This is a genomic window from Pseudomonas putida, assembly GCF_016406145.1.
GTDB classification, from domain to species: Bacteria; Pseudomonadota; Gammaproteobacteria; order Pseudomonadales; family Pseudomonadaceae; genus Aquipseudomonas; species Aquipseudomonas putida_E.
The window spans coordinates 702,038-723,719 of record NZ_CP066306.1 but is presented as its reverse complement, the minus strand read 5'-3'; the positions used below and the strand labels follow the sequence as shown (position 1 = coordinate 723,719).

20 protein-coding genes and 1 pseudogene are annotated in these 21,682 nt (G+C 64.1%); 8 read left to right on the top strand and 13 right to left on the bottom strand.

Annotation, left to right across the window (positions count from 1 at the left end):
* Positions 1 to 136: 136 nt before the first annotated feature.
* Positions 137 to 1,087: a 2-hydroxyacid dehydrogenase gene (locus JET17_RS03330; RefSeq protein ID WP_012312601.1), complete on the bottom strand. Its 951-nt coding sequence runs from the start codon at positions 1,085 to 1,087 to the stop codon at positions 137 to 139.
* A 100-nt stretch (positions 1,088 to 1,187) separates the two neighbouring features.
* Between JET17_RS03330 and JET17_RS03325 the strand changes: the two genes are divergently transcribed.
* A complete protein-coding gene (locus JET17_RS03325; RefSeq protein ID WP_012312600.1) occupies positions 1,188 to 2,075 on the top strand; it encodes a LysR substrate-binding domain-containing protein in 888 nt (295 codons plus the stop codon).
* A gap of 100 nt (positions 2,076 to 2,175) precedes the next feature.
* Here the strand turns inward: JET17_RS03325 and gudD are convergent, their stop codons facing one another.
* Together gudD and JET17_RS03315 are read right to left on the bottom strand one after the other, a co-directional pair.
* A complete protein-coding gene (gene gudD, locus JET17_RS03320; protein ID WP_012312599.1) occupies positions 2,176 to 3,531 on the bottom strand; it encodes a glucarate dehydratase in 1,356 nt (451 codons plus the stop codon).
* 19 nt (positions 3,532 to 3,550) lie between these two features.
* A complete protein-coding gene (locus JET17_RS03315) occupies positions 3,551 to 4,903 on the bottom strand; it encodes an MFS transporter (RefSeq protein WP_012312598.1) in 1,353 nt (450 codons plus the stop codon).
* Positions 4,904 to 5,164: 261 nt separating this feature from the next.
* On the opposite strand from JET17_RS03315, the gene JET17_RS03310 reads away from it, so the two are divergent.
* The gene (locus JET17_RS03310; RefSeq protein WP_012312597.1) at positions 5,165 to 5,863 is read left to right on the top strand and encodes a FadR/GntR family transcriptional regulator; all 699 of its coding nucleotides are present in this window, start codon (positions 5,165 to 5,167) and stop codon (positions 5,861 to 5,863) included.
* A 9-nt stretch (positions 5,864 to 5,872) separates the two neighbouring features.
* Here JET17_RS03310 and JET17_RS03305 read toward each other — a convergent pair whose 3' ends face one another.
* From JET17_RS03305 to JET17_RS03290, 4 genes are all read right to left on the bottom strand, one after another.
* Positions 5,873 to 6,883, bottom strand: a complete 1,011-nt coding sequence (locus JET17_RS03305; protein WP_012312596.1) for a zinc-dependent alcohol dehydrogenase family protein — start codon at positions 6,881 to 6,883, stop codon at positions 5,873 to 5,875.
* 150 nt (positions 6,884 to 7,033) lie between these two features.
* The gene (locus tag JET17_RS03300) at positions 7,034 to 7,624 is read right to left on the bottom strand and encodes an HAD family hydrolase (RefSeq protein WP_012312595.1); all 591 of its coding nucleotides are present in this window, start codon (positions 7,622 to 7,624) and stop codon (positions 7,034 to 7,036) included.
* Positions 7,621 to 8,490 (bottom strand): acyl-CoA thioesterase II, encoded by an 870-nt coding sequence (gene tesB / locus JET17_RS03295; RefSeq protein WP_012312594.1) that lies wholly within the window; start codon positions 8,488 to 8,490, stop codon positions 7,621 to 7,623. The genes JET17_RS03300 and tesB overlap by 4 nt, the downstream gene beginning before the upstream one ends.
* 91 nt (positions 8,491 to 8,581) lie before the next feature.
* Positions 8,582 to 9,154: a GNAT family N-acetyltransferase gene (locus JET17_RS03290; RefSeq protein ID WP_012312593.1), complete on the bottom strand. Its 573-nt coding sequence runs from the start codon at positions 9,152 to 9,154 to the stop codon at positions 8,582 to 8,584.
* 113 nt (positions 9,155 to 9,267) lie between these two features.
* On the opposite strand from JET17_RS03290, the gene JET17_RS03285 reads away from it, so the two are divergent.
* Positions 9,268 to 10,182 carry a histone deacetylase gene (locus JET17_RS03285; protein WP_012312592.1) on the top strand — a complete coding sequence of 305 codons (915 nt, stop codon included), beginning with the start codon at positions 9,268 to 9,270 and terminating at the stop codon, positions 10,180 to 10,182.
* Positions 10,183 to 10,331: 149 nt separating this feature from the next.
* Positions 10,332 to 11,578: pseudogene (locus JET17_RS03280) on the top strand (TIGR03862 family flavoprotein).
* A gap of 89 nt (positions 11,579 to 11,667) precedes the next feature.
* On the opposite strand, the gene JET17_RS03275 reads toward JET17_RS03280, so the two are convergent.
* From JET17_RS03275 to JET17_RS03260, 4 genes are all read right to left on the bottom strand, one after another.
* Positions 11,668 to 12,987, bottom strand: a complete 1,320-nt coding sequence (locus JET17_RS03275) for a DEAD/DEAH box helicase (RefSeq protein WP_012312590.1) — start codon at positions 12,985 to 12,987, stop codon at positions 11,668 to 11,670.
* Between the two features lie 55 nt (positions 12,988 to 13,042).
* On the bottom strand, positions 13,043 to 13,963 hold the full coding sequence (yedA, locus tag JET17_RS03270; protein WP_012312589.1) for a drug/metabolite exporter YedA: 921 nt from the start codon (positions 13,961 to 13,963) through the stop codon (positions 13,043 to 13,045).
* 146 nt (positions 13,964 to 14,109) lie between these two features.
* Complete coding sequence (locus JET17_RS03265; protein WP_012312588.1) at positions 14,110 to 14,589, bottom strand: NYN domain-containing protein; 480 nt, start codon at positions 14,587 to 14,589, stop codon at positions 14,110 to 14,112.
* 64 nt (positions 14,590 to 14,653) lie between these two features.
* Positions 14,654 to 15,415, bottom strand: a complete 762-nt coding sequence (locus JET17_RS03260; protein ID WP_012312587.1) for a DUF2076 domain-containing protein — start codon at positions 15,413 to 15,415, stop codon at positions 14,654 to 14,656.
* Between the two features lie 153 nt (positions 15,416 to 15,568).
* Here JET17_RS03260 and JET17_RS03255 point away from each other — a divergent pair, with 153 nt between their 5' ends.
* Together JET17_RS03255 and JET17_RS03250 are read left to right on the top strand one after the other, a co-directional pair.
* Positions 15,569 to 16,225 (top strand): YciC family protein, encoded by a 657-nt coding sequence (locus tag JET17_RS03255; RefSeq protein ID WP_012312586.1) that lies wholly within the window; start codon positions 15,569 to 15,571, stop codon positions 16,223 to 16,225.
* A gap of 76 nt (positions 16,226 to 16,301) precedes the next feature.
* The gene (locus tag JET17_RS03250) at positions 16,302 to 16,796 is read left to right on the top strand and encodes a hypothetical protein (RefSeq protein WP_012312585.1); all 495 of its coding nucleotides are present in this window, start codon (positions 16,302 to 16,304) and stop codon (positions 16,794 to 16,796) included.
* Between the two features lie 10 nt (positions 16,797 to 16,806).
* Here the strand turns inward: JET17_RS03250 and hrpB are convergent, their stop codons facing one another.
* A complete protein-coding gene (hrpB, locus tag JET17_RS03245; RefSeq protein WP_012312584.1) occupies positions 16,807 to 19,335 on the bottom strand; it encodes an ATP-dependent helicase HrpB in 2,529 nt (842 codons plus the stop codon).
* A 117-nt stretch (positions 19,336 to 19,452) separates the two neighbouring features.
* Between hrpB and JET17_RS03240 the strand changes: the two genes are divergently transcribed.
* Complete coding sequence (locus JET17_RS03240) at positions 19,453 to 19,872, top strand: hypothetical protein (protein WP_012312583.1); 420 nt, start codon at positions 19,453 to 19,455, stop codon at positions 19,870 to 19,872.
* A 25-nt stretch (positions 19,873 to 19,897) separates the two neighbouring features.
* Positions 19,898 to 20,767 (top strand): cation diffusion facilitator family transporter, encoded by an 870-nt coding sequence (locus JET17_RS03235; RefSeq protein WP_012312582.1) that lies wholly within the window; start codon positions 19,898 to 19,900, stop codon positions 20,765 to 20,767.
* 3 nt (positions 20,768 to 20,770) lie between these two features.
* Here the strand turns inward: JET17_RS03235 and JET17_RS03230 are convergent, their stop codons facing one another.
* Entirely contained in the window at positions 20,771 to 21,610 is an 840-nt protein-coding gene (locus JET17_RS03230; RefSeq protein WP_012312581.1) for a DUF6515 family protein, read from the bottom strand.
* Positions 21,611 to 21,682 lie beyond the last annotated feature (72 nt).

The following is a 21,682-nucleotide window of genomic DNA, read 5'->3' as shown; positions in this document are numbered from 1 at the left end:
ATTGTTCTTGTGCAGAGAAGGTGTGGCCTTGTGGTGTCGCTAGTGGCCCTATCGCCGGCAAGCCGGCGCCTACAGGCACATCACCGGGCTGCAAAGCAGTGGGCTCCCAGTGGGAGCCGGCTTGCCGGCGATGGGGTTACGCGCAGTTCGGCGGCACCTCGCCGCGGAAACAGGCTGCGAGGTTGTCCAGCACCATTTGCCCCATTTCCAGGCGGGTCTGCAGGGTGGCGCTGCCACGGTGTGGCTGCAGGCTGACCTGGTTGAGGTCACACAAAGCCGGTGGCACATGGGGTTCATCGACGAACACATCCAGCCCGGCACCGGCAATGCGCCGTTCGCGCAAGGCCTCGACCAGTGCGCCTTCATCCACCAACTTGCCGCGCGCCACGTTGATCAGGTAGCCCTGCGGGCCCAGCGCGTCGAGCACCTCGGCGCTCACCAGCACCTTGCCGCCATCAGCCGAGGCCGCCACCACCAGCACATCCACAGAACGCGCCAGTTCGACCAGGTCAGCGACGAAGCGGTAGCCACAGCCGTGCTGTTCGCGCCGGCCGTTGTAGGCAATATGCATGTCGAAGGCGGCAGCGCGGCGCGCGATGGCCTTGCCGACTTGCCCCAGGCCAACGATGCCCAGCGCACTACCACTGACCTTGCGCGCCAACGGCAGGTTGACCGTGCCCCACAAGCCGTCACGCACCAGACGTTCACCTTCGCCCAGGCGGCGCAGTGTGTTGATGATCAACCCCATGGCCATATCGGCCACGTCATCGGTGAGCACCCCCGGGGTCGTGGTGACATGTATGCCGCGCTTCGCCGCGTGGTGCAGGTCGACAGCGTCGGTGCCGATGCCACTGATGGCGATGATCTGCAGCGCTGGCAGTTGATCAATCAGCGCATTGGCCAAGCCTTTGGCGCCACCGGTGACCACCCCACGAATACGAGGGCCGACTTCATCGAGCAGTTGTTGAGGATTGTCATGTCGATACAGCCGATGCACCTGGTAGGCACTGACCAGTTGCGCATCGATGGCATCCGGTACCGGCTGGGTCAGCAGCAGCTCGACGGCTGCAGTGTTGTCGTTGTTCATCGTTGATATCCGGCAACTTCAAAGGTGTGACTCGATGCTAGGCCGGCATGCGATACAGGTCTAATATAGATGGTGGATCGAATAATTCAGGAATTGAATCATGGAGCTGCACCAGCTGCGCTGCTTCGTAGCGGTTGCCGAGGAGCTGCATTTCGGCCGTGCCGCCAGCCGCCTGCACATGACCCAACCGCCGTTGAGCCGGCAGATCCAGCTGTTGGAGCATTCGTTGGGGGTGCTGCTGCTTGAGCGCAACAACCGCCAGGCGCGGCTCACACTCGCCGGGCAGAGCTTTCTGGAAGATGCCCGGCGCATACTGCAGATCGCCGAATGTGCCAGCCAGTCGGCCCGGCGCATTGCCCATGGCGAGGCTGGCCGACTGACGCTGGGCTTCACAGCAGTCGGGGCCTACAGCATGATCCCGCGCCTGCTGGTGCACGCCGCCAAGACCGTACCCGACATCGAACTGGTGCTCAGCGAGCGTATCTCCGCAACCCAGGTGCATGACCTGGAGGCGGGGCTGATCGATGTCGGTCTGGTGCGCCAGGTGCTACCCAGCGCGCGCGTGGAGTACCTGCCGATCCACCGCGAGCCCTTCGTCGCCGCCCTCCCCGTCGGCCATGCACTGGCAGCGCGCGAGCGGCTCAAGCCGATCGATTTCGATCAGCAGCCGTTCGTGATGTACAGCGCAAACGAGGGGCGCTACTTCCATGATCGCATCGCCAATCTGTTTGCCCGCCACGAGGTGCAGCCGCGTTATCTGCACCAACTGGGGCAGACGCATTCGATTCTGGGGTTGGTGAATGTCGGGCTGGGCTGTGCGGTGGTGCCGGCATCGGCGCAGGCGCTGCGGCTGGAGCAGGTGGTGTTCAAGCCACTGATGGGGATGGACCAGCAGGCGGAGATCTTTCTGGCGTATTGCCGGGATAATCCGAATCCAGTGTTGGGCGCGTTTGTGGCGATGGCTCGGGCATTTTTTGAGGCGGGGTGAGGGGGCTGCTGCGCAGCCCAATCGCCGGCAAGCCGGCTCCCACTGGTTTGCGCTGAGCTTGAGAGCAGCGGGGTACCTGTGGGCCGGCTTGCCACGGGCTTCAACGCACCAGGCAAGGCCGCTTGTTATCGAACGTCCAGCCCGGGATCAGGAACTGCATCGCCACACCGTCATCCCGCGCTCCCAGCCCCATGCTGCGGTAGCACTCATGGGCCTTGGCCAGTTGGTCTTCATCCAGCTCCACCCCTAGCCCTGGGCGCTCTGGCACGCGCACATGGCCGTCGACGATGCGCAGCGGCTCGCGGGTAAGACGCTGGCCGTCCTGCCAGATCCAGTGGGTGTCGATCGCCGTGATCTCACCCGGCGCCGCCGCAGCTACCTGGGTGAACATCGCCAATGAAATATCGAAGTGGTTGTTCGAATGCGAACCCCAGGTCAGGCCCCAGTCGTTGCACATCTGCGCCACCCGTACCGAGCCCTGCAAGGTCCAGAAGTGTGGGTCGGCCAAGGGGATGTCCACCGATTGCAACTGGATCGCATGGCCCATCTGGCGCCAGTCGGTGGCGATCATGTTGGTGGCGGTGGGCAAGCCGGTGGCACGGCGGAACTCGGCCATCACCTCACGGCCCGAATAGCCGTTTTCGGCACCGCACGGGTCTTCTGCATAGGCCAGCACGTGGTGCTTGTCACGGCACAGGGCGATGGCCTCTTGCAATGACCAGGCGCCATTGGGGTCAAGCGTGATACGCGCTTCGGGGAAGCGCTCGGCCAGCGCCGTCACCGCCTCCATCTCCTCTTCGCCACGCAGCACGCCGCCCTTGAGCTTGAAGTCGCTGAAGCCATAGCGCTGCTTGGCGGCTTCAGCCAGGCGCACCACGGCCTCAGGGGTCAGTGCCTTCTCGTGACGCAGGCGGAACCAGTCATCATCGGCGTCGGCCTCGTTGCGGTAAGCCAGGTCAGTCTGCTGGCGGTCACCGATATAGAACAGGTAGCCGAGCATTTTCACCGCGTCGCGCTGCTGGCCTTCGCCGAGCAGCGCGGCCATGGGCACATTGAGGTGCTGGCCGAGCAAGTCCAGCAGCGCCGATTCGATGGCCGTCACCGCATGCACGGTAATGCGCAGGTCGAAGGTCTGCAGGCCACGCCCGCCAGCATCGCGGTTGGCGAAGGTCTGGCGCATGGCATTGAGCACACGCTGGTAGTGGCCGATCGGCTGGCCGACCACCAGGCTGCGGGCATCTTCCAGGGTCTGGCGGATCTTCTCGCCGCCGGGCACTTCGCCCAGGCCCGTGTTGCCGGCGCTGTCACGCAGCACCACAACGTTACGGGTGAAGAACGGGCCATGGGCGCCACTGAGGTTGAGCAGCATGCTGTCATGGCCGGCTACCGGGATCACGCGCAGGTCGGTGACCACGGGGGTGCTGGTGTGGAGTGCGGGAGTCGTCTGCATGTTCATGATTGTTGTCTCGCAGTCATCAGTGGGTCTGGCCCAAGGCCGAAGGGGCCTTGAGGTCATTGGAGGGGACGCCCTTTGGGCGAGTGCGCACGAAGAACACCGCAATGGCCGCCAGCACCGAGGTCACGGCCAGGCCGTACAGGCCACCCTGGATCGACCCGGTCTGCTGCTCGAGCAGGCCGAAAGTGGTGGGCGCGACGAAGCCGCCCAAGTTGCCCACGGAGTTGATCAGGGCGATCACCGCAGCAGCGATACGCGCGTCCAGATAGCCTTGGGGGATCGGCCAGAACAGTGACGAGGCCGACTTGAAACCGATAGCGGCAAAGCACACCGCGACAAAGGCGAACACCGGCCCGCCCGTGGTCGACATGAACATGCCGATGGCCGCGATCACCAGGGCCGCAGCCACCCAGGCCTGCTGGAACTTCCAGCGTGAGGAGCCAGCGGCGAAGGCATACATGGCCAGAATCGAGATCAGCCATGGGATGGAGTTGAAGAAGCCGACCTGCAGGTCGCTCAGGTCACCCATGCGTTTGATGATGCTGGGCAACCAGAATGTCGCGGCGTAGATGGTCAGCTGGATGCAGAAGTAGATCAGGCAGAACAGCACGATCTGGCGGTCCTTGAGCAAGCTCCAGGACGATACCTTGACGGTGCCGGTGGCTTCGCGCTCACGTTGCTCGCGGTCGATGGTATCGACCAGCGCATCCTGCTCGGCCTTGCTCAGCCATTTGGCGTCGTGCGGTTTGGAGTCGAGCCAGAAGAACACGAAGAAGCAAAGCGTGACCGAGGCCATGCCCTCGATGAACAACATCCACTGCCAGCCATGCATGCCCAGGCCCTGGATCTGCATCAGCGCGCCGGCCAGGGGGCCGGAGATCAGCGAGGCCAGCGCCGAGCCACTGAGGAAGATGGCAATCGCCTTGCCGCGTTCGGCGGCTGGCAGCCAGCGGGTGAAGTAGTAGATCACCCCAGGGAAGAAGCCGGCCTCGGCAACACCGAGCAAAAAGCGCAGCACGTAGAACTGGGTTTCGTTCTGCACGAAGGCCATGGCAGTGGCCACCAACCCCCAGGTGAACATGATGCGGGTCAGCCACAGGCGGGCGCCGACGCGCTGCAACAGCATGTTCGAGGGCACTTCGAACAGCGCATAGCCGATGAAGAACAACCCGGCACCAAAACCATAGGCCGCAGCGCTGATGCCAAGGTCGCTTTCCAGATGCGGCCGGACGAAGCCGATGTTGACGCGGTCGAGGTAGTTGACGATGAACATGATCACGAACAGCGGCAGGACGTGGCGCTTGACCTTGGCCACGGCGCTGGCCAGCACGTCGCCGCCGTTACGGGCAGACGGATCGAGGGTGTCGTTCACTTGTGTATCTCCCACTAATTGTTTTTGTGCGGGTCGAGGTGGTCTGACATGACAGTGGGCAGAGCATATGCGCGGCGAAGTTGTACGACAAGATGGCGATTGTCGTTAAAAACACAAAATACAAGCTTATAGATCGTATAAAAGCGGCGATAACGTTCCTAAGATCACTTTTCAGGTTACCCAGCGCCGCGAAAAAACAGGCAGAAAATATTTTTATCGGCTAACTTGTCGTACAAGCTAACTCGCCAACCGGAGCGGCCCATGCCCCAGCAGCCCCGCAAAACAGGCCACAGCCGTGCCCACGACCTGGTCTCCAGCCTGACCCAGCAGATCCTGCTGGGCACCATCAAGCCGGGCGACAAACTGCCGTCGGAAAACACCTTGGTGCGCGAGCACGGTGTCAGCCGCACCGTGGTGCGTGAAGCCCTGTCGAAGCTGCAGGCCTCTGGCCTGGTAGAACCGCGCCACGGGATTGGTACGTTCGTGATGGCGCGCCCGGCGCAGGCCGGGTTGCGGGTGGGAGTGGAGAATGCCGCAAGCGTGCGCGACCTGCTGGAACTGCGCATCGGCCTCGAGGGCCAGGCAGCCGCCCTCGCCGCCGTGCGCCGCAACGAACAACACCTGGCACGCATGCGCCAGGCGCTGGACGATTATCAGGACCTCGCCGCGGCCGGTGACAGTTGCATCGAAGCGGACCGCCGCTTTCACCTGCTGATCGCCGAGGCCACCGGCAACCTGTACTTCAGCGAGATGATGGCGCAGCTGGGCAATGGCCTGATTCCTCGCAACCGCATGGCCATCGCCGAACGCGCCGGGGCCAACCTGGCCCGGCATGCCTACCTGGCCAACCTGGAGCATGAGGCGATTCTCAACGCCATTGGCCGGCAAGACCCGGATGCGGCGCGGGCGGCGATCTGCCTGCATCTGTCCAACAGCCGGGACCGCTTGTTGCCGGACTGAAGCGGGCGATTACCAGGTCAGGCAGATCTTGCCGAAATGCCGGTTGCTCTCCTGGTAGCGGAACGCTTCGACGATCTGCTCCAGTTCAAAATGCTTGTCCACCACAGGCAGCAAGCCGTTGGCGTCGATCGCCCGGACCATCGCCTGCTGCTGCGCGCGGCTACCCACCAGCACACCCTGCAGACGGATCTGCCGAACCAGCGCCTGAACCAGCGGCAACTGCCCGGCGACACCGGTAAGGATGCCGATCAATGACACATGGCCACCGATCCGTGCGGCAATCATCGACTGCTCCAGCGTCGCCGGCCCGCCCACCTCGATCACATGATCGACGCCACGGTTGCCGGTGAGCTCACGCACCTTCTCGCCCCAGGCCGGGGTGCTCTTGTAGTTGATCAGGTGATCAGCGCCCAGGGCCTTGAGGCGTTCGAGCTTGGCATCGCTGGACGAGGTGGCGATTACCGTGGCGCCTGCCAGCTTGGCGAACTGCAGGGCGAAGATCGACACGCCGCCGGTGCCCTGTACCAGTACGGTGTCACCGGGCTTGAGGTGACCGTCGCTCATCAGCGCACGCCAGGCCGTGAGGCCGGCGGTCGTCAGGGTGGCGGCCTCGGCGTGGCTGTAGCCCTTGGGTGCCAGAGTGAAGGAAGTGGCGCGGGCGGTGACCTGTTCACGGGCGTAGCCGTCGATGCCGTCGCCCGGCACGCTGGCGAAGCCTTCGACCAGTGCCTGGCCATCGAGCCAGTCCGGGAAGAAGGTGCTGACCACGCTGTCGCCTACCTTGAACTCACTGACGCCCGCCCCGACAGCGGTCACTTCGCCAGCGCCATCGGCCATGGGAATGCGCCGCTCGCTCGGCCCCCACATGCCGCTGACCACGGCAAAGTCGTGGTAGTTGAGGGAGCTGGCGTGCAGGCGCACGGTGATCTCGCCGGGCTTGGGCGCAGCAGCCTCACAGGTGCCGACTTCGACCTTGTCGTAGCCCCCGCCGGGTTGCACGTAGATGGCTTTATGGGTCATGGCTGGTTCTCCATTTGGGGAAAAGACTGGGGGTGAGCATAGACAGTAACGGCCCTATCGCCGGCAAGCTGGCTCCCACAGGTGCTCGGGCAGCCTTCAGCAGCGCTGATCAACTTGCCGGCGGCAGGGCAAGCGCAGACGACCGAAAACTCAGCCCAGCAACGCCCGCAAAGCCCGGCAGTCCACCGCATGCCAGTCCACCAGCTCCGGCCATGGGTTATCCGGCAGGTTCACCAGCACTGTGCGCGCCCCGGCCGCTCGCCCGCAATCCAGGTCGAAGCGGTAGTCACCCACCATCACCAGTTCGCTCGGCGCCACACCCCAGGCACTGGCGATCTTCAGCAGGCCATCGGGGTTGGGCTTGGGCGCCGCCTCGTCACGACCGAGCACGTGCTCGACTGCAAAGCAATCCGCCAGGCCGATCGCCTCCAGCGTGACATGCGCCAGCTCACGCGCATTACGGGTAAGAATGCCCAACCGGCAGCCACGCCCGGCCAGCTCCCGCACCAGCTCCACGGCACCGGTAGCTGCAGTCGAGGCTACCGCCAGGTCGCGTTCGTGCTCCAGCAGCCAGGCATGCTTGGCGGCCGCTTGCGCCGCAGGTAATGCCGCCAGGTGGGTGAGGATGTCGTCCTCGGGCGGAATCTCCAGCGCCTCACGAATGGCGGCAAAATCATGCACCGCCACGGTAAGGGTGCCGTCCATGTCGAACACCCAGTTGCGGATATCGGCCAGGCTCATGCCCAGTCCTTGCGGTGACGGATCAAGCCTTCCTGCGAAGACGACGCCACCAGCTGCCCGGCACGGTTGTAGATACTGCCCCGGCAGAAACCACGGGCATTGCCGGCCCAAGGACTGTCGGTGGCGTACAGCAGCCACTCATCGGCGCGCAGGTTGCCGTGGAACCACAACGAGTGGTCGAGGCTGGCGATCTGCATGTCGCGCTGCCACACCGATTTGCCGTGGGGCAGCAGCGAGGTGGTCAGCAGGCCGAAGTCCGAGGCGTAGGCCAGCAGGTACTTGTGCAGCGCGGGCACGTCCGGCAGGGTGCCGTCGGCGCGGAACCAGGTGTACTTCACCGGGTCGCCCGGCTTGGGGTTGAACGGGTCACGCTCGGTGACCGGGCGTATCTCGATCGGTTTGGCACACAGCACCTTGTCACGAATGCGCTCAGGCAGGTGGTCAGCCATGGCGCGGGCCAGTTCGACCTCGCTCGGCAGGTTCTCCGGCCCGACCACATCAGGCATCTGCGCCTGGTGCTCGAAACCTTCCTCGTCGTACTGGAACGACGCACTGCAAGTGAAAATGGTCTGGCCCTTCTGGATGGCCGTCACGCGCCGGGTACTGAAGCTGCCGCCATCGCGCACACGGTCTACCGAATAGACCACCGGCAGGCTGGCATCGCCCGGGCGCAGGAAGTAGCCGTGCAGCGAATGCACATGGCGCGCGTCTTCGACCGTCTGGCTGGCCGCCGACAGTGACTGGCCCAGCACCTGGCCACCGTACAGCTGGCGGAAGCCCAGGTCCTGGCTGCGTCCACGGAACAGGTTCTCCTCGATCGATTCGAGGCTCAACAGGTCGACCAGGTCGTCCAACACATGACTCATCGGGGGTTCTCCTAGCAAGGCATCACAGCTCTACGGCGCTTTCATGAAGGCAAATGATACAGGGTTTGTCATCGGCACCGCGCATGACCGCTCATTCAGCGCGCAAGGTCTGCTCCCAGCGGGGCCGGTCGATGCGGTACAGCACGTGGGGCCGCAGCGGGTGCCCGGCGGGCAGGCGCGGGTGCTCGAAACTGCCTTGCAGGTCCTGCACCATGCCGATGGCCTGCATGACCTTCTGCGACGGCAGGTTGGCCTCGGTAGTGAACGACACCACCTCCTCCAGGCGCAATTGGGCGAAAGCACAACGCAGGCAGGTCCACGCCGCCTCGCTGGCAAAGCCCAGGCCCCAGTGCCGCCGGGCAAGGCGCCAGCCGATTTCCACGGCCGGCGCGAACGGCGCATCGAAGTTGACGTTGAGCAGGCCGGTCATGCCGATGAAGGCGCCGCTGTCCTTGCGTTCCAGGGCCCACAGGCCGAAGCCGTATTCGTTGAAATGGCCGCGGATCCTGCCGATCAGTGCCGCCGCCTCCAGCCGCGTCATGGGCGCTGGAAAGTAACGCATCACCTGCGGGTCGGCGCTCATGGCGGCGAACTCGCGCAGGTCGTCGTCATGCCATTGGCGTAACACCAGGCGGGCGCTTTCCAGTTCAAGGATGGGGGTCATGGGGCGTGCTCCGGTTTTGCCGTGCTACAGGTTCAGCGTAGGCGCGGCGCAGTACTTTTACCCACAACCCAACAACTGGCAAGATCAGCACTGGCCCCGATTGCGAACCCACCATGCCGTTGCCGCTGATCTACCACGATGACTACAGCCCGGAGTTCCCACCCGAGCATCGTTTCCCCATGGACAAGTTCCGCCTGCTGCGCGACCACCTGGTCGAGAGCGGGCTGACCACCGACCAGGCTTTGCTGCGCCCGCAAATCTGCCCCAACGACATCCTCGCCCTGGCCCACGACCGCGACTACATCGAGCGCTATATGCACGGCGAACTGTCGCGCGAGGACCAGCGCCGCCTGGGCTTGCCCTGGAGCGAGGCCTTGGCGCGGCGCACCGTGCGGGCAGTGGGCGGCTCGTTGCTGGCTGCCGAAATGGCGCTGCAACACGGCCTGGCCTGCCACCTGGCCGGCGGTACCCACCACGCCCACTTTGACCACCCAGCCGGTTTCTGCATCTTCAACGACCTGGCCGTGATCAGCCGCTACCTGCTTGAGGCCGGGCGGGTGCACCGGGTGCTGATCTTCGATTGCGACGTGCACCAGGGCGATGGCACCGCGCGCATCCTGCAGGACACCCCGGACGCCATCACCGTATCGTTGCACTGCGAACAGAACTTCCCGGCGCGCAAGGCCCACAGCGACTGGGACATTCCGCTACCGCGGGGCATGGGTGACGCCGCCTACCTGAAGGTGGTGGAAGACGCGCTCAACTACCTGTTGCCGCTGTATCAACCCGACCTGGTGCTGTATGACGCCGGCGTGGATGTCCATAAGGACGATGCCCTCGGCTATCTGCAACTGACCGATGCTGGCTTGGCTGCGCGCGACGAGCATGTCATGCGCCACTGCCTGGGGCGGGATATCCCGGTAGTCGGCGTGATCGGCGGCGGCTACAGCAAGGACCGCCACGCCTTGGCGCGGCGCCACGGCATCCTCCACCACAGCGCGGCGAAGGTCATCAGTTGTTCACAATGACTGTGGAACCGCTTGTGGATAACCTGCGGGAAAGCGGCTGCAGCCCTTGGCCAACGTGCCCTGCAGAATACTGATCATTTTTTGCTCAGTGCTTACATATCCCCTGCTGCGTTAGAATGCGCGGTCTTTTCCACAGCCTGCTGCCCACCATGTCCGATCTACGCCCCGCATCTCCTCCCCTGGCTGTCGTCATCGGCGCCGGCCCCGCCGGCCTGATGGCCGCCGAAGCCCTGGCCCAGGCGGGCCTTGCAGTGCAGGTGTTCGACGCCATGCCGTCGGTGGGCCGCAAGTTTCTGCTGGCGGGCGTCGGCGGCATGAACATCACCCATTCCGAGCCCTATCCCCAGTTCGTGGCGCGCTATGCCGAACGCGAAAACGAGATAAAGCGGCTGCTGGCCGATTTCGATGCCGATGCCCTGCGCCAGTGGATTCACGGCTTGGGCATCGAAACCTTCGTGGGCACTTCGGGCCGAGTCTTCCCGACCGACATGAAAGCCGCGCCGTTGCTACGCGCCTGGCTCAAACGCCTGCGCGACAGCGGCGTAGTTATCCACACCCGCCATCGCTGGCTGGGCTGGGGTGCCGACGGTGCCTTGCAAATCGCTTATCCACAGGGCGAACTGCAGGTAAAGGCTGATGTTGTCGTGTTGGCCTTGGGTGGCGGCAGTTGGGCCAGGCTGGGCTCCGACGGTGCCTGGCAATCTGTGCTGGCCGAACGGGCTGTGGATATCTCCCCCTTGCAAGCGAGCAACTGCGGGTTTGAAGTCGCAGGCTGGAGTGCGCTGCTCAGGGACAAGTTCGCCGGCGCGCCACTGAAGAACATCGCCCTGGGCATGCCAGGCACGGCAACGCGCAAAGGTGAGTTCATCCTTACCGCCCAGGGTGTCGAGGGCAGCCTGGTGTATGCCTGGTCTGCACCGTTGCGCGAGGCTATCAACCGCGACGGCCAGGCAACGCTGCTGCTCGACCTGCTGCCGGACAAGCCTGTGGACAAGATTGCCCAGGCCCTGGCCAAGCCGCGTGGTTCGCGGTCGATGGCCAAGCACCTGCACAGCCAACTGGGCATCGACGGGGTGAAGGCGGCACTGCTGCGTGAACTGACCGATCAGGCGACGTTTGCCGACATGCCCGCCCTGGCGCGCGCGATCAAGGCGCTGCCGATCACGCTGGTACGCACCCGGCCCCTGGACGAGGCGATCAGCAGTGCCGGTGGCGTGCGCTTCGAGGGGCTGGATGAGGGGTTGATGCTCAAGGGCATGCCTGGGGTGTTCTGTGCCGGCGAGATGCTGGACTGGGAGGCGCCGACGGGGGGGTATCTATTGACGGCGAAAATTGCTTCGCCAGTGGGTTGCGGGCCGGGCGGGCGGCGGCGCAATGGCTGGCGCGGTCTGCGTGACAGGATGCGGGGCCGCTTTGCGACCCTTTCGCGACCGCACGTAGGAGCGGCCTTGTGTCGCGAAAGGGCTGCAAAGCAGCCCCAAAACCTCAGGGCTTGCGCTTCTTCGGCCCGGTATTGAAGCTCGGCACTTTGCGCACCGACTTGACCGGAGCCTCGTCGCCACTGTCCATCCAGCGCCCCAGCCCGCGCTTGGCACTGTTCTCTTTCGGCTTCTTGGGCTTTTTCGGCTTCTTGATCACCTGGCCACTGGCATCGGTCATCGGCACCCGGTGATCAGGGATGAAGTCCGGTTCCTCGTGGCGCGGCAAGGTCTGGCGAATCAGCGTCTCGATCGTGGCCAACTGCTGCACTTCATCGGCGCATACCAGCGAGATCGCCTCGCCTTTATTGCCTGCACGGCCCGTGCGACCAATACGGTGCACATAATCCTCGGCCACGATCGGCAGGTCGAGGTTGACCACCAACGGCAGGTCGTCGATGTCCAGGCCACGGGCGGCAACGTCGGTGGCGACCAGTACCTGGATCTCACGGGCCTTGAAGCTGTCCAGCGCGCGCTGGCGCGTGGCTTGCGGGCGGTCACCGTGAATGCCATCGGCGTTCACGCCCTCGCCCAGCAGCCGCTCGACCAACTGGTCTACGCCATTGCGAGTCTTGGCAAACACCAGTACCTGCTTCCAGCGCTGCTTGCGCAGCAGGTGGCAGAACAGGTCGACCTTGCGCTTCTTGTCCACCGGCACCAGCCACTGCTTGACCGTGGTGGCAGCCGCGTTGCGCGGGCTGACCTCGATGCTCAGCGGGTCATTGAGCGCCAGCCCTGCCAGCATGCGGATCTGGTCAGAGAAGGTAGCGGAGAACAGCAGCGTCTGGCGCTTGCGCGGCAGTGCCGCGTATACCGACTGCAGCTCTTCGGCAAAACCCAGGTCGAGCATGCGGTCGGCTTCGTCGAGCACCAGGGTCTGCACCTGGTTGAACTTCACCGCGTTCTGGCGGAACAGGTCGAGCAAGCGCCCCGGGGTAGCCACCAGCAGGTCGACGCCACGACGCAGGCGCATCATTTGCGGGTTGATGCTGACCCCGCCATACACCGCGTAAGTGCTGAGCGGCAGGTTTTCGGCGTATTCGCGCACGTTGTTGTGCACCTGCTCGGCCAATTCACGGGTCGGTACCAACACCAGCGCACGGATCGAGTTGCTGGCGACCTTTTCCCCTTCCAGGGCCAGGCGCTGCAGCACAGGCAGCGCAAAACCGGCAGTCTTGCCGGTGCCGGTCTGGGCTGCGGCCATCAGGTCGCGGCCGGCCAGCACGGCGGGGATGGCCTGGGCCTGGACCGGGGTCGGGGTGGTGTAGTCCAGCTGCTGCAGGGTGCGCAGCAACGGTTCGATCAGGCCGAGTTTGGCGAAATTCATGGCAATACCGTCAGGGGGTTCAGCGAAGGCGGCAAGTTTACCGCAACACCCCGGCCTACTTGCAGGTTTCGCCCTCAAGCGATGCAGTGGGCTGCGCCGGCCTGCGCCACTGCGGCAGGCCGATCAGCACCACGGCACTGATGATTACCGCCATCGCCAGGCATTCCTCTGCGCCGATCTGCTCGCCGGCAAAGACGATACCAAGCAACACTGCAACCGCCGGGTTGACATAGGCGTAGCTGGTGGCCGCGGCCGGGCGCACATGCTTGAGCAGGTACATGTAGGCGCTGAATGCCAGGATCGAGCCGAACAAGACCAGATAAGCCAATGCGCCCCAGCCTGCCGCAGTGGGCATCTGAGTCATGCGCTCACCCGACAGGGCGCTGCCCAACAGCAATACAGCACCACCGACCAGCATCTGGGCCGCACTGGCCATGGGGCCTTGGGGTAACGGCAGGCTCTTGCTCCAGACCGATCCGAACGCCCAGGCGGCAGCCGCAAACAGGATCAGCGCCGCACCGATGGGGCTGGCCTGCAGGTTAGAGCCGAGGTTGAGCAGGCCGATGCCAACCAGCCCAAGGACGATGCCCGCCCACTCCAGGCGCGAATTGCGATGGCCAAACAGCAGGCCAAACACCAAGGTAAACAGCGGCACAGTAGCCACCGCCAGCGCAGCGACGCCGGAGGCAACGCCAGCATGCTCTGCAACCGTCACGCCACCATTGCCGCAACTGAGCAGCAGAAAACCGATGGCCCCTGCCGCACGCCATTGCGGCCAGGTCGGCGCCGGCACCCCGCGCCAGCGCAAAAACCCATAGAGCAGGCCCCCGGCGATAAGGAATCGCACCCCGGCCATCAGCATCGGCGGCCAGGACTCCACACCAATGCGAATGAACAGGTAGGTGGAGCCCCAGACCAGATACAAAGCCAGAAAGGCACCAATCAGCAATAACGGGAAGCGGCGGGAGGCAGGCATGGCAAAACTCGAAATCCGTTTACGGGGAAATGAGTTTAGGGAGCCTCGCCGCCAAGATTAAGTTACAAAACCGGATTAATTGGGCGGCACAATTTTGCGTAATGGCTGGGGTATACGGCGCAATGGCGGTCAAGCGCCGCCGAGCTTCAATGCTTCAACAACAGACGCCCTTCGATCGGCACATAGCGGCTGGCCGCCCGTATCAGCGACATGGCGGTCAACCCCGGCACACCGTAAACCACCGCCTCGGCGCCATGACGCTGTATCACCCGCTCCAGCAGCAGGTCGAAATCACCATCGCCCGAAGCCAGTACGACCTGATCGACACGGCTGGCTGCATCGATCACATCCAGGGTTATCCCCACATCCCAGTCACCTTTGGCCGAACCATCGCTGCGCTGGATGAACGGCTTGAGGCGCACATCGAAACCAAGGTTGCGCAGGATCTGCTGGAACTGCTGCTGTTTGCTGTCCCCACGGTCGATGGCATACGCCACGGCCTCGACGATCTCACCCTCGCGGCTGACTTCAGACCACAGCGCGGTGTAGTTGAAGTGACAGCCGTGGGCCTGGCGCACGGTGTAGTAGAGGTTCTGCACATCGGCGAACAGTGCGATTTTCTTCACTACATACCCTCGGCTGAAGGGGGCGCAATGCGCCCCCGAAAATGCCAGCAGTATGCCAGACCGATCAGACGAAGGTGTCGTCGTCCGAGAAGAAGCCGCCATCATCGCTGCCATAATCGCTGTCAGCGAAACCACCCTGATCAGCGCCCCAGCCACCATTGTCGGCCACCTGCGACTGCGCGCCCTCGTCGTTCCAACCCGCGGTATCACTGGCCGGGGCCGGTTCTTCCTTGATCACCTCGACCACCTCTTCAGGCTGCGAGTGGTGGTTGAACAGGCTGCTGATGCCTTGTGCCAGCAACACACCACCGGCCACACCGGCAGCGGTCTGCATTGCGCCGCCCAGGAAGCTGCTGGCACCACCCCGAGCCGGCGCGGCGCCGAAACCAGGTTGCGCCGCCTGCGGCTGGGAGAAGCCCGGGGCACTCGGCTCCCGCCAACCGCCTGCCGAAGCGACCGGCGTGGCAGGCCGCTGGGGCTGCTGTGATGGTTGGGCAGGCTGCGGATTACGCCCACTGGCGCCAAAGATGCTGGAGAGGAAGCCACCACTGCTGGTGCTGCTGGTGCTGCTGGTGCGGGAAGCCTCGACCTGGGCACGAGCCTGTTTGAGCTCTGCTTCCAGTTGCTTGTTCTGTTCGTCCAGGCGCTTGAGCACCGCTTCCTGTACCAGGATTGCCTGGGCCATGTAGTAAGGCGCCGCCGGCTGCTCGCGCAGGTGTTCCTCGATGCGCGCCTGGGCCTGTGCATCACGCGGCTGGCTGGGGTCTTCGGCTTGTTTGATGCGGCCAAACAGGCCATCGATCAGGGTTTGTTCTTCAGTGTTCATGGGCTACCTCGTGGGAAGCGGGACATCGGACGTGTCAAAGATGGGGCGCGCAGGCGGCGGATTCAATCACAGGCACGGTGAAACTTTTTTCAGCAATTGACTGCTCTGGGCTAAAGTTAGGCCCCTGCTTTTACTGCCATGCGATGTTGACCGATGAATCCGCTGAGCGTTTTGCGCGACTCCCTCTACTTCTTCCGCCGCCACCTGGCAAACATCATCCCGCTGTGCTTGCCGCTGGTCGTACTCGAAGCCCTGGTAACCCAACTGTTGTACCAGCAGTTGGGCGACCAGGCATCACCGGCCTACAGCATGCTGGTGAGCCTGCTGTTCTACCCGCTTTACAGTGCAGCGCTGATTCTTTACCTCGACACCCGCAGCAACGGCCAGGAGATCCCCAAACGCGAGCTGTTTGCCCGCGCCATGCAGCTATGGCCGCAATTGGCACTGCTGATCATGATCAGTTCGCTGCTGATCATGGCGGGGCTGGCGCTGCTGGTTTTCCCGGGGGTATGGATCATGATCAACCTGGTGTTCGCCGAGTATCTGCTGGTGCTGCGCGGCCTGCCGGTGGTGCAGTCGATGCGCGAAAGCGCACGCATGACCACCGGGCACTTCATGCGCATCATGCTCTGCGTACTTGCCGTGCTCGCACCGATCTGGCTGATCGACGGGCTGCTGCTGATCGCCTTCCCCGAGCCTGCCCCCGCCCTGGAGCTGGCCATGGCCAGCCTGCTCGGCTTCCTGCAGTTGTTCAGTACCGTGGTGCTGTATCGCCTGTTCATGCTGCTGGAGAGCAAGAACGACGCCTGAAGGAAAGAGTTCAGACTCCAGCGTGGCCTGCCCGGGAGATTAAGGTGCCGATCCCACCCACCTTGGAGGTTCGCACATGAACCCGGAAATTCAGAACAGGTACGGCAGGTCGTTCAGTGGCCATCTTTACGCAATGGCCACCGACAAGTATGTCCCCCTTCGCTTGAGCACCAGCCACGATAAATGGCACTGGGGGATCACGCCGCAGGACGACTGGCTCATGGCTGGGGGCGACCAGGGTTCCATACGCCTGGACTTTACCTTCGACTCAAAGACGCAAGACCGTCTGCATTATCACATCAGTCTCAGCGGCCCGGCGCGGCCCCACAAGAAGCTCGGCCTGAGTTTCAACGGGTATCTGGGCTTCTACCAGCGAGCAGAGGTAACCGATTACTGGAAGATCGAACCGCTGGAGCTGACGGAACATGGCCTGATCTGCCACCTGCGTGATCATCAGGGCTATCGGGCAGGCGCGATCAGGGACACCCCCCATCACAGCGGGCATTCCATGTACCTGATCAACACGAAAGAAGGCGAAACGCTCACCTTCCTCCTCCAGCAGGCCGTCTGAACCCTGACCGTCAGGTGCCACGCGGTTTTGCCCGCGCGGTGGCCTCAGCCACCAGCGGGTCGTCCGGCCAGTAATGCTTGGGGTATCTACCCTTGAGGTCCTTCTTCACCTCTGCATAGGTGGTGCGCCAGAAGCTGGCCAAGTCCTGCGTCACCTGCACTGGCCGCCGCGCTGGCGACAGCAGATGCAGCTTGACCTGCTGGCGACCTTGGGCGATGCGCGGTGTGTCAGCCAGGCCGAACAGCTCTTGCAGGCGCACGGCGAGGATCGGCGGGTTTTCACTGTAGTCGAGGCGGATACTGGAGCCCGACGGCACAGCCAGGTGCGCTGGCGCCCATTCGTCCAGGCGCTGGGGCAGCGGCCAGGGCAACAGATTACGCAAGATCGAAGGCAGGTCCAGGGCGGCGAAATGGCTCAGCCGGGACACTTTGCCCAGATAAGGCTGCAGCCAGTGCTCCAGGCTGGCCAGTAGCGCCTCGTCGCTTAGGTCGGGCCACTCGCTATGGCCGTCTTTTTCCAGGTCTAGCTGGCGTAATAGCGCTATGCGCGCCTGCCACTGGCGTAGCTCTGGCGTCCAGCTCAGCAGGTTCAGGCCTTTGCGCCGCACCAAGCCTAGCAGTGCCCTGGCGCGGGCGTCGTCATCCAGCCCAGGCAACGGTTCACGGCTGAGCACCAGTTCGCCGACCTTGGTCTGACGCTCGGCACGCAACACCTGCTCGCGCTCGTCCCAGTCGAGAATGTCGACGCGCTCGACCTGTTCGGCCAGCACATCGTCGAGCAGCGCCGGGTCGAATTCGGCAGCCAGGTAAATCCGCTCCTCCCGCTGCCCCTGGCGGCTGCCCAGGTCGGCGATGACCAACCACGGGCATTTCATCAGCGCATCGGCCTCGGCGAACAAAGCAGCACGGCCGTTGGCCAGGCGGTACTCGGCCCCGCCTTCGCGACGCTGCTGGGCAACCCGGTCGGGATAGGCCAACGCCAGCAGGGCGCCGAGCCAGCGTGGATGCTCGGGATCGGCAACCCCCGCCCTGGCCTTGCCGCGCAGCAGCCCCCGGTACTGGCGGGCCAACTGCCGGGCACGCTGCACACCTCCCTGGGCGTCACGGCTGACCTTGCTGTCGCCGCTGATCAGTGCCAGCCGGCTATGCAGGTCGGCGCCACCTGCGCGCTGGATATCGCGCTCGCCCAACAAGGCGGCAACATCGCAGGCCATCGCGGCCAAGCCCAGATCCTGGCCGCGCAGCAGCAGGTGAGCGATACGCGGGTGAGCCGGAAGCTCGGCCATGGCCTGGCCGTGTTCACTGAGGTTATCGCGGCTGCCCAGCTTGAAAGCGCCAAGCCGCGCCAGCAGGTCCTGCGCCTGGGAAAATGCCGCCGCTGGAGGCTGGTCCAGCCAGCGCAACTGGTCAGGCGCAACACCCCATCGACCAAGCTGCAACGCCAGGCCCGCCAGGTCTGCCTGGAGGATTTCGGCACTGCCATGTGCTGCCAACTGGTCGTGCTGGGTCTCTGACCACAGGCGGTAGCAAACGCCCGGTTCCAGGCGCCCCGCACGGCCAGCCCGCTGGGTGGCGCTGGCACGGGAGATACGCTGGGTGTCCAGGCGCGTCATGCCGCTGCCGGGGTCGAAACGCGGTACCCGGGCAAGGCCGGCATCGATGACCACGCGCACACCGTCGATGGTCAGGCTGGTCTCGGCGATGTTTGTGGCCAGAACGACCTTGCGCAGGCCCTGGGGCGCCGGATCGATGGCCGCACGCTGGGCATTGAGGTCGAGTTCGCCATGCAAGGGGCACAGCAGAATGTCCGGGCGCTCGGCCAATGATTCCTGCAAACGTTGGTGAACCCTGCGGATCTCAGCCTGGCCGGGGAGGAACACCAGCACACTGCCGGGTTGATCGGCCAAGGCCTGCAGCACGCTGTCCACCACCCGCGGCTCGATGAATTCCCCTGGCTGGAACGGCCGGCCCCAACGAATATCAACCGGGTACATGCGGCCTTCGCTGCTGATCACCGGCGCGTCGTCGAGCAGGCGGGACAGGCGCTCGCCCTCCAGGGTTGCGGACATCAGCAGAATTTTCAGCGGCGGATCGTCGCGCAGCAGCTCCCGGCCATTGAGACTCAGCGCCAAGGCCAGGTCGGCATCCAGGCTACGCTCGTGAAACTCATCGAAGATCAGCAGCCCTACGCCCTCCAGCGCAGGGTCTGCCTGCAACCGGCGGGTCAGGATGCCTTCGGTGACCACTTCGATACGGGTATTGGGCCCGACCTTGCTGTCCAGGCGAATGCGGTAACCCACCGTTTCACCGACTTTCTCGCCCAGCTCACTGGCCAGCCGTTCTGCCGCCGCACGCGCCGCCAACCTGCGCGGCTCCAGCATCACGATGGTTTGCCCGGCCAACCAGGGTTCATTCAACAGTGCCAGCGGTACACGGGTAGTCTTGCCTGCGCCGGGCGGCGCCTCGAGCACCGCTTCGTGACGGTTTTCCAAGGCATGGCGCAAAGCCGGCAGGGCAGCATCGATTGGTAAGGAAATCATGGTGGTCCTCGAACAGTCTGGCGAGTATAACGGCGAACCCAGCCTGCTCTATCATGGTCTTACCAACAGGTGCCGGCGTATCGCCCCACCTTGAGGCAACTTTCTTCGGAGATTCAAATGCGCATCCCATCCCGCGTCATCGGTGGCGCCCTCATCGCCACCTTGCTGACCCAGCTGACGGCCTGCGGCACGCTGTTCTACCCCGAACGCCGCGGGCAGATCGAGGGCAAGGTCGACCCGGTAATCGTCGCCCTCGATGCCATCGGTATTCTGTTCTACGTGATCCCTGGCCTGATTGCCTTTGGCGTCGACTTCGCCACAGGTGCCATCTACTACCCTGGGGGCACCACGGCACAAGTAGCGCCAGAGAAACTGCGCGAAGCCATCAAGCCCGATGGCAAGGTCGACAACCTCAAGCTGCAGGCCATTCTCGAAAGCGAACTGGGCCAGCGCCTGCCACTGGACGACCCGCGGTTGATCCAGCATCGCGGCAGCGTCGAGCAACTGGCAGCGTTCGGCCTGGTGCCGACAGCCTGAAACCTGCAAGGAAGCCACCCTCGGCATGATCACCTCGGCTGAACACCAGCGCCTGCTACGCCTGGCCACCCGCGCGTCGCTCGCAGTGGCCAGCATCCTAGTACTGAGCAAGGCCGTGGCCTGGTGGCTGAGTGGCTCGGTCAGCCTGCTGGCCGGGCTGACCGATTCGGCGCTGGACGCGGTCGCCTCGTTCCTCAACCTGCTCGCAGTGCACTATGCGCTACGCCCGGCTGATGATGACCATCGCTTCGGCCACGGCAAGGCAGAAGCCTTGGCAGGCATGGCCCAGGCGGTGTTCATCGGCGTGAGTGCGGTACTGATCGGGGTTCAGGCCGCCGAGCGCCTGCAATCACCACAGCCCCTGGGGGACACTGCAATCGGTATCGGCGTGATGCTGCTGTCGCTGGTACTGACGCTCGCCTTGCTGGCACTGCAACGCAAGGTGGTGCGCGTAACAGGCTCAACAGCGGTGCGTGCCGACTCGCTGCATTATCGCTCTGACCTGCTGCTAAATGGCAGCATCCTGCTGGCCTTGCTGCTGGCACGCTACGGCTGGCCGCAGCTGGATGCGCTGTTTGGCCTGGGTATCGCGCTGTACATCCTGTGGAGTGCACTGCAGATCGCCCGGGAAAGCACGGCAATCCTGATGGACAAGGAACTGCCCGGCGACATCGGCGAGGGCATGGTCGAACTGGTGCTGGGCATTGCCGGGGTCAAAGGTGTGCATGACCTGCGCACCAGGGTGTCGGGCAATCAGTGGTTCGTGCAACTGCATCTGGAGCTGCCTGGGCAGTTGCCGTTGCACGAAGCACATGCCCTGTGCGTCCAGGCCTCTGAAGTCATCCGCCAGCGTTATCCTCAGGCGGATGTGATGGTGCATGCCGACCCCGTCTGAGGCTCAATTGATACTGTAGCCCCGGCCACTGAAACAGGCCCCCAGCGCCCGCCGGTAGTTGTCTGCAACATTGGCCGGCGGTGCGCTGGGTGCGGTGGCGGGGTCGAAGTTGGACTCGCTCACCGCCCACCGATGGCACTGGTAGCGGTCTTGGTCCTGTTGCTCCTGGCCTTGCCCGTGCATCGGGTACGCCACCACATCATATGCATTGCCCGAAGGGGCTTGCGCCACCGGGGCCGGTGCAACCGCAGGTGGGCTGACCACCACGTACTCGCGGCTGTCTGCCAGGTACTGGTAATACGTATCGGCAACCAGGAAAAGCAGGGCCCCCCCCACCCACACTTCACGTGCATAGGATGGCAGGTAGCCGACCCGCACCCCGTAAGGCGGGGCTACCACGATGTAGCTGCCGCCCTGCGGCCGGTACCAGTAACCCCCTGAGTAGAAATAGTCCTGCCCACGGTACGGCACTTTCCAGTAGCGGTCCGGGAAATGGTCGATGCTGTGCCCGGGACGATACTGCGGCCCCGGCCCCCAACCATTGCCATGGCCATCCGGCCGCCCCTGCCAGTCGCCACCAGGCCGTTGACCAGGGCCGCCAGCTTCCCAGTGCCGGTAATCGGCATTGCGCCGGGGAATATCCTGGTAGTAGCCCTGGCGGGCTGGCTGGGTCTGGTGCACTTCATCGCGCGAGTTGAGCGGCGAACGGCCTTCGTAGCTACCGTTGGGATCCTGCCGGCCATTGCCACCATGCCCGTCGTCAGGGCCCTGGGCCATCGCCCCCAGGCAGATGCTCACGCCAAGCAAACCAACACCTGCCAACTGCCAGATGCGCGACTTCATGTTGTTCCTCACGGTCAAGATAACGGCACGCTGCCAGTCTACCGTGCCTGTAACGGACAAACAGATGAAATC

Excerpts from the sequence above, each read along its gene's own strand:
- JET17_RS03330 (WP_012312601.1), bottom strand. The coding sequence starts at position 1,087 with ATGAACAACGACAACACTGCAGCCGTCGAGCTGCTGCTGACCCAGCCG.
- JET17_RS03325 (WP_012312600.1), top strand. The coding sequence starts at position 1,188 with ATGGAGCTGCACCAGCTGCGCTGCTTCGTAGCGGTTGCCGAGGAGCTG.
- gudD (WP_012312599.1), bottom strand. The coding sequence starts at position 3,531 with ATGAACATGCAGACGACTCCCGCACTCCACACCAGCACCCCCGTGGTC.
- JET17_RS03310 (WP_012312597.1), top strand. The coding sequence starts at position 5,165 with ATGCCCCAGCAGCCCCGCAAAACAGGCCACAGCCGTGCCCACGACCTG.
- JET17_RS03305 (WP_012312596.1), bottom strand. The coding sequence starts at position 6,883 with ATGACCCATAAAGCCATCTACGTGCAACCCGGCGGGGGCTACGACAAG.
- JET17_RS03300 (WP_012312595.1), bottom strand. The coding sequence starts at position 7,624 with ATGAGCCTGGCCGATATCCGCAACTGGGTGTTCGACATGGACGGCACC.
- tesB (WP_012312594.1), bottom strand. The coding sequence starts at position 8,490 with ATGAGTCATGTGTTGGACGACCTGGTCGACCTGTTGAGCCTCGAATCG.
- JET17_RS03290 (WP_012312593.1), bottom strand. The coding sequence starts at position 9,154 with ATGACCCCCATCCTTGAACTGGAAAGCGCCCGCCTGGTGTTACGCCAA.
- JET17_RS03285 (WP_012312592.1), top strand. The coding sequence starts at position 9,268 with ATGCCGTTGCCGCTGATCTACCACGATGACTACAGCCCGGAGTTCCCA.
- JET17_RS03275 (WP_012312590.1), bottom strand. The coding sequence starts at position 12,987 with ATGAATTTCGCCAAACTCGGCCTGATCGAACCGTTGCTGCGCACCCTG.
- yedA (WP_012312589.1), bottom strand. The coding sequence starts at position 13,963 with ATGCCTGCCTCCCGCCGCTTCCCGTTATTGCTGATTGGTGCCTTTCTG.
- JET17_RS03260 (WP_012312587.1), bottom strand. The coding sequence starts at position 15,415 with ATGAACACTGAAGAACAAACCCTGATCGATGGCCTGTTTGGCCGCATC.
- JET17_RS03255 (WP_012312586.1), top strand. The coding sequence starts at position 15,569 with ATGAATCCGCTGAGCGTTTTGCGCGACTCCCTCTACTTCTTCCGCCGC.
- JET17_RS03250 (WP_012312585.1), top strand. The coding sequence starts at position 16,302 with ATGAACCCGGAAATTCAGAACAGGTACGGCAGGTCGTTCAGTGGCCAT.
- hrpB (WP_012312584.1), bottom strand. The coding sequence starts at position 19,335 with ATGATTTCCTTACCAATCGATGCTGCCCTGCCGGCTTTGCGCCATGCC.
- JET17_RS03240 (WP_012312583.1), top strand. The coding sequence starts at position 19,453 with ATGCGCATCCCATCCCGCGTCATCGGTGGCGCCCTCATCGCCACCTTG.
- JET17_RS03235 (WP_012312582.1), top strand. The coding sequence starts at position 19,898 with ATGATCACCTCGGCTGAACACCAGCGCCTGCTACGCCTGGCCACCCGC.
- JET17_RS03230 (WP_012312581.1), bottom strand. The coding sequence starts at position 21,610 with ATGAAGTCGCGCATCTGGCAGTTGGCAGGTGTTGGTTTGCTTGGCGTG.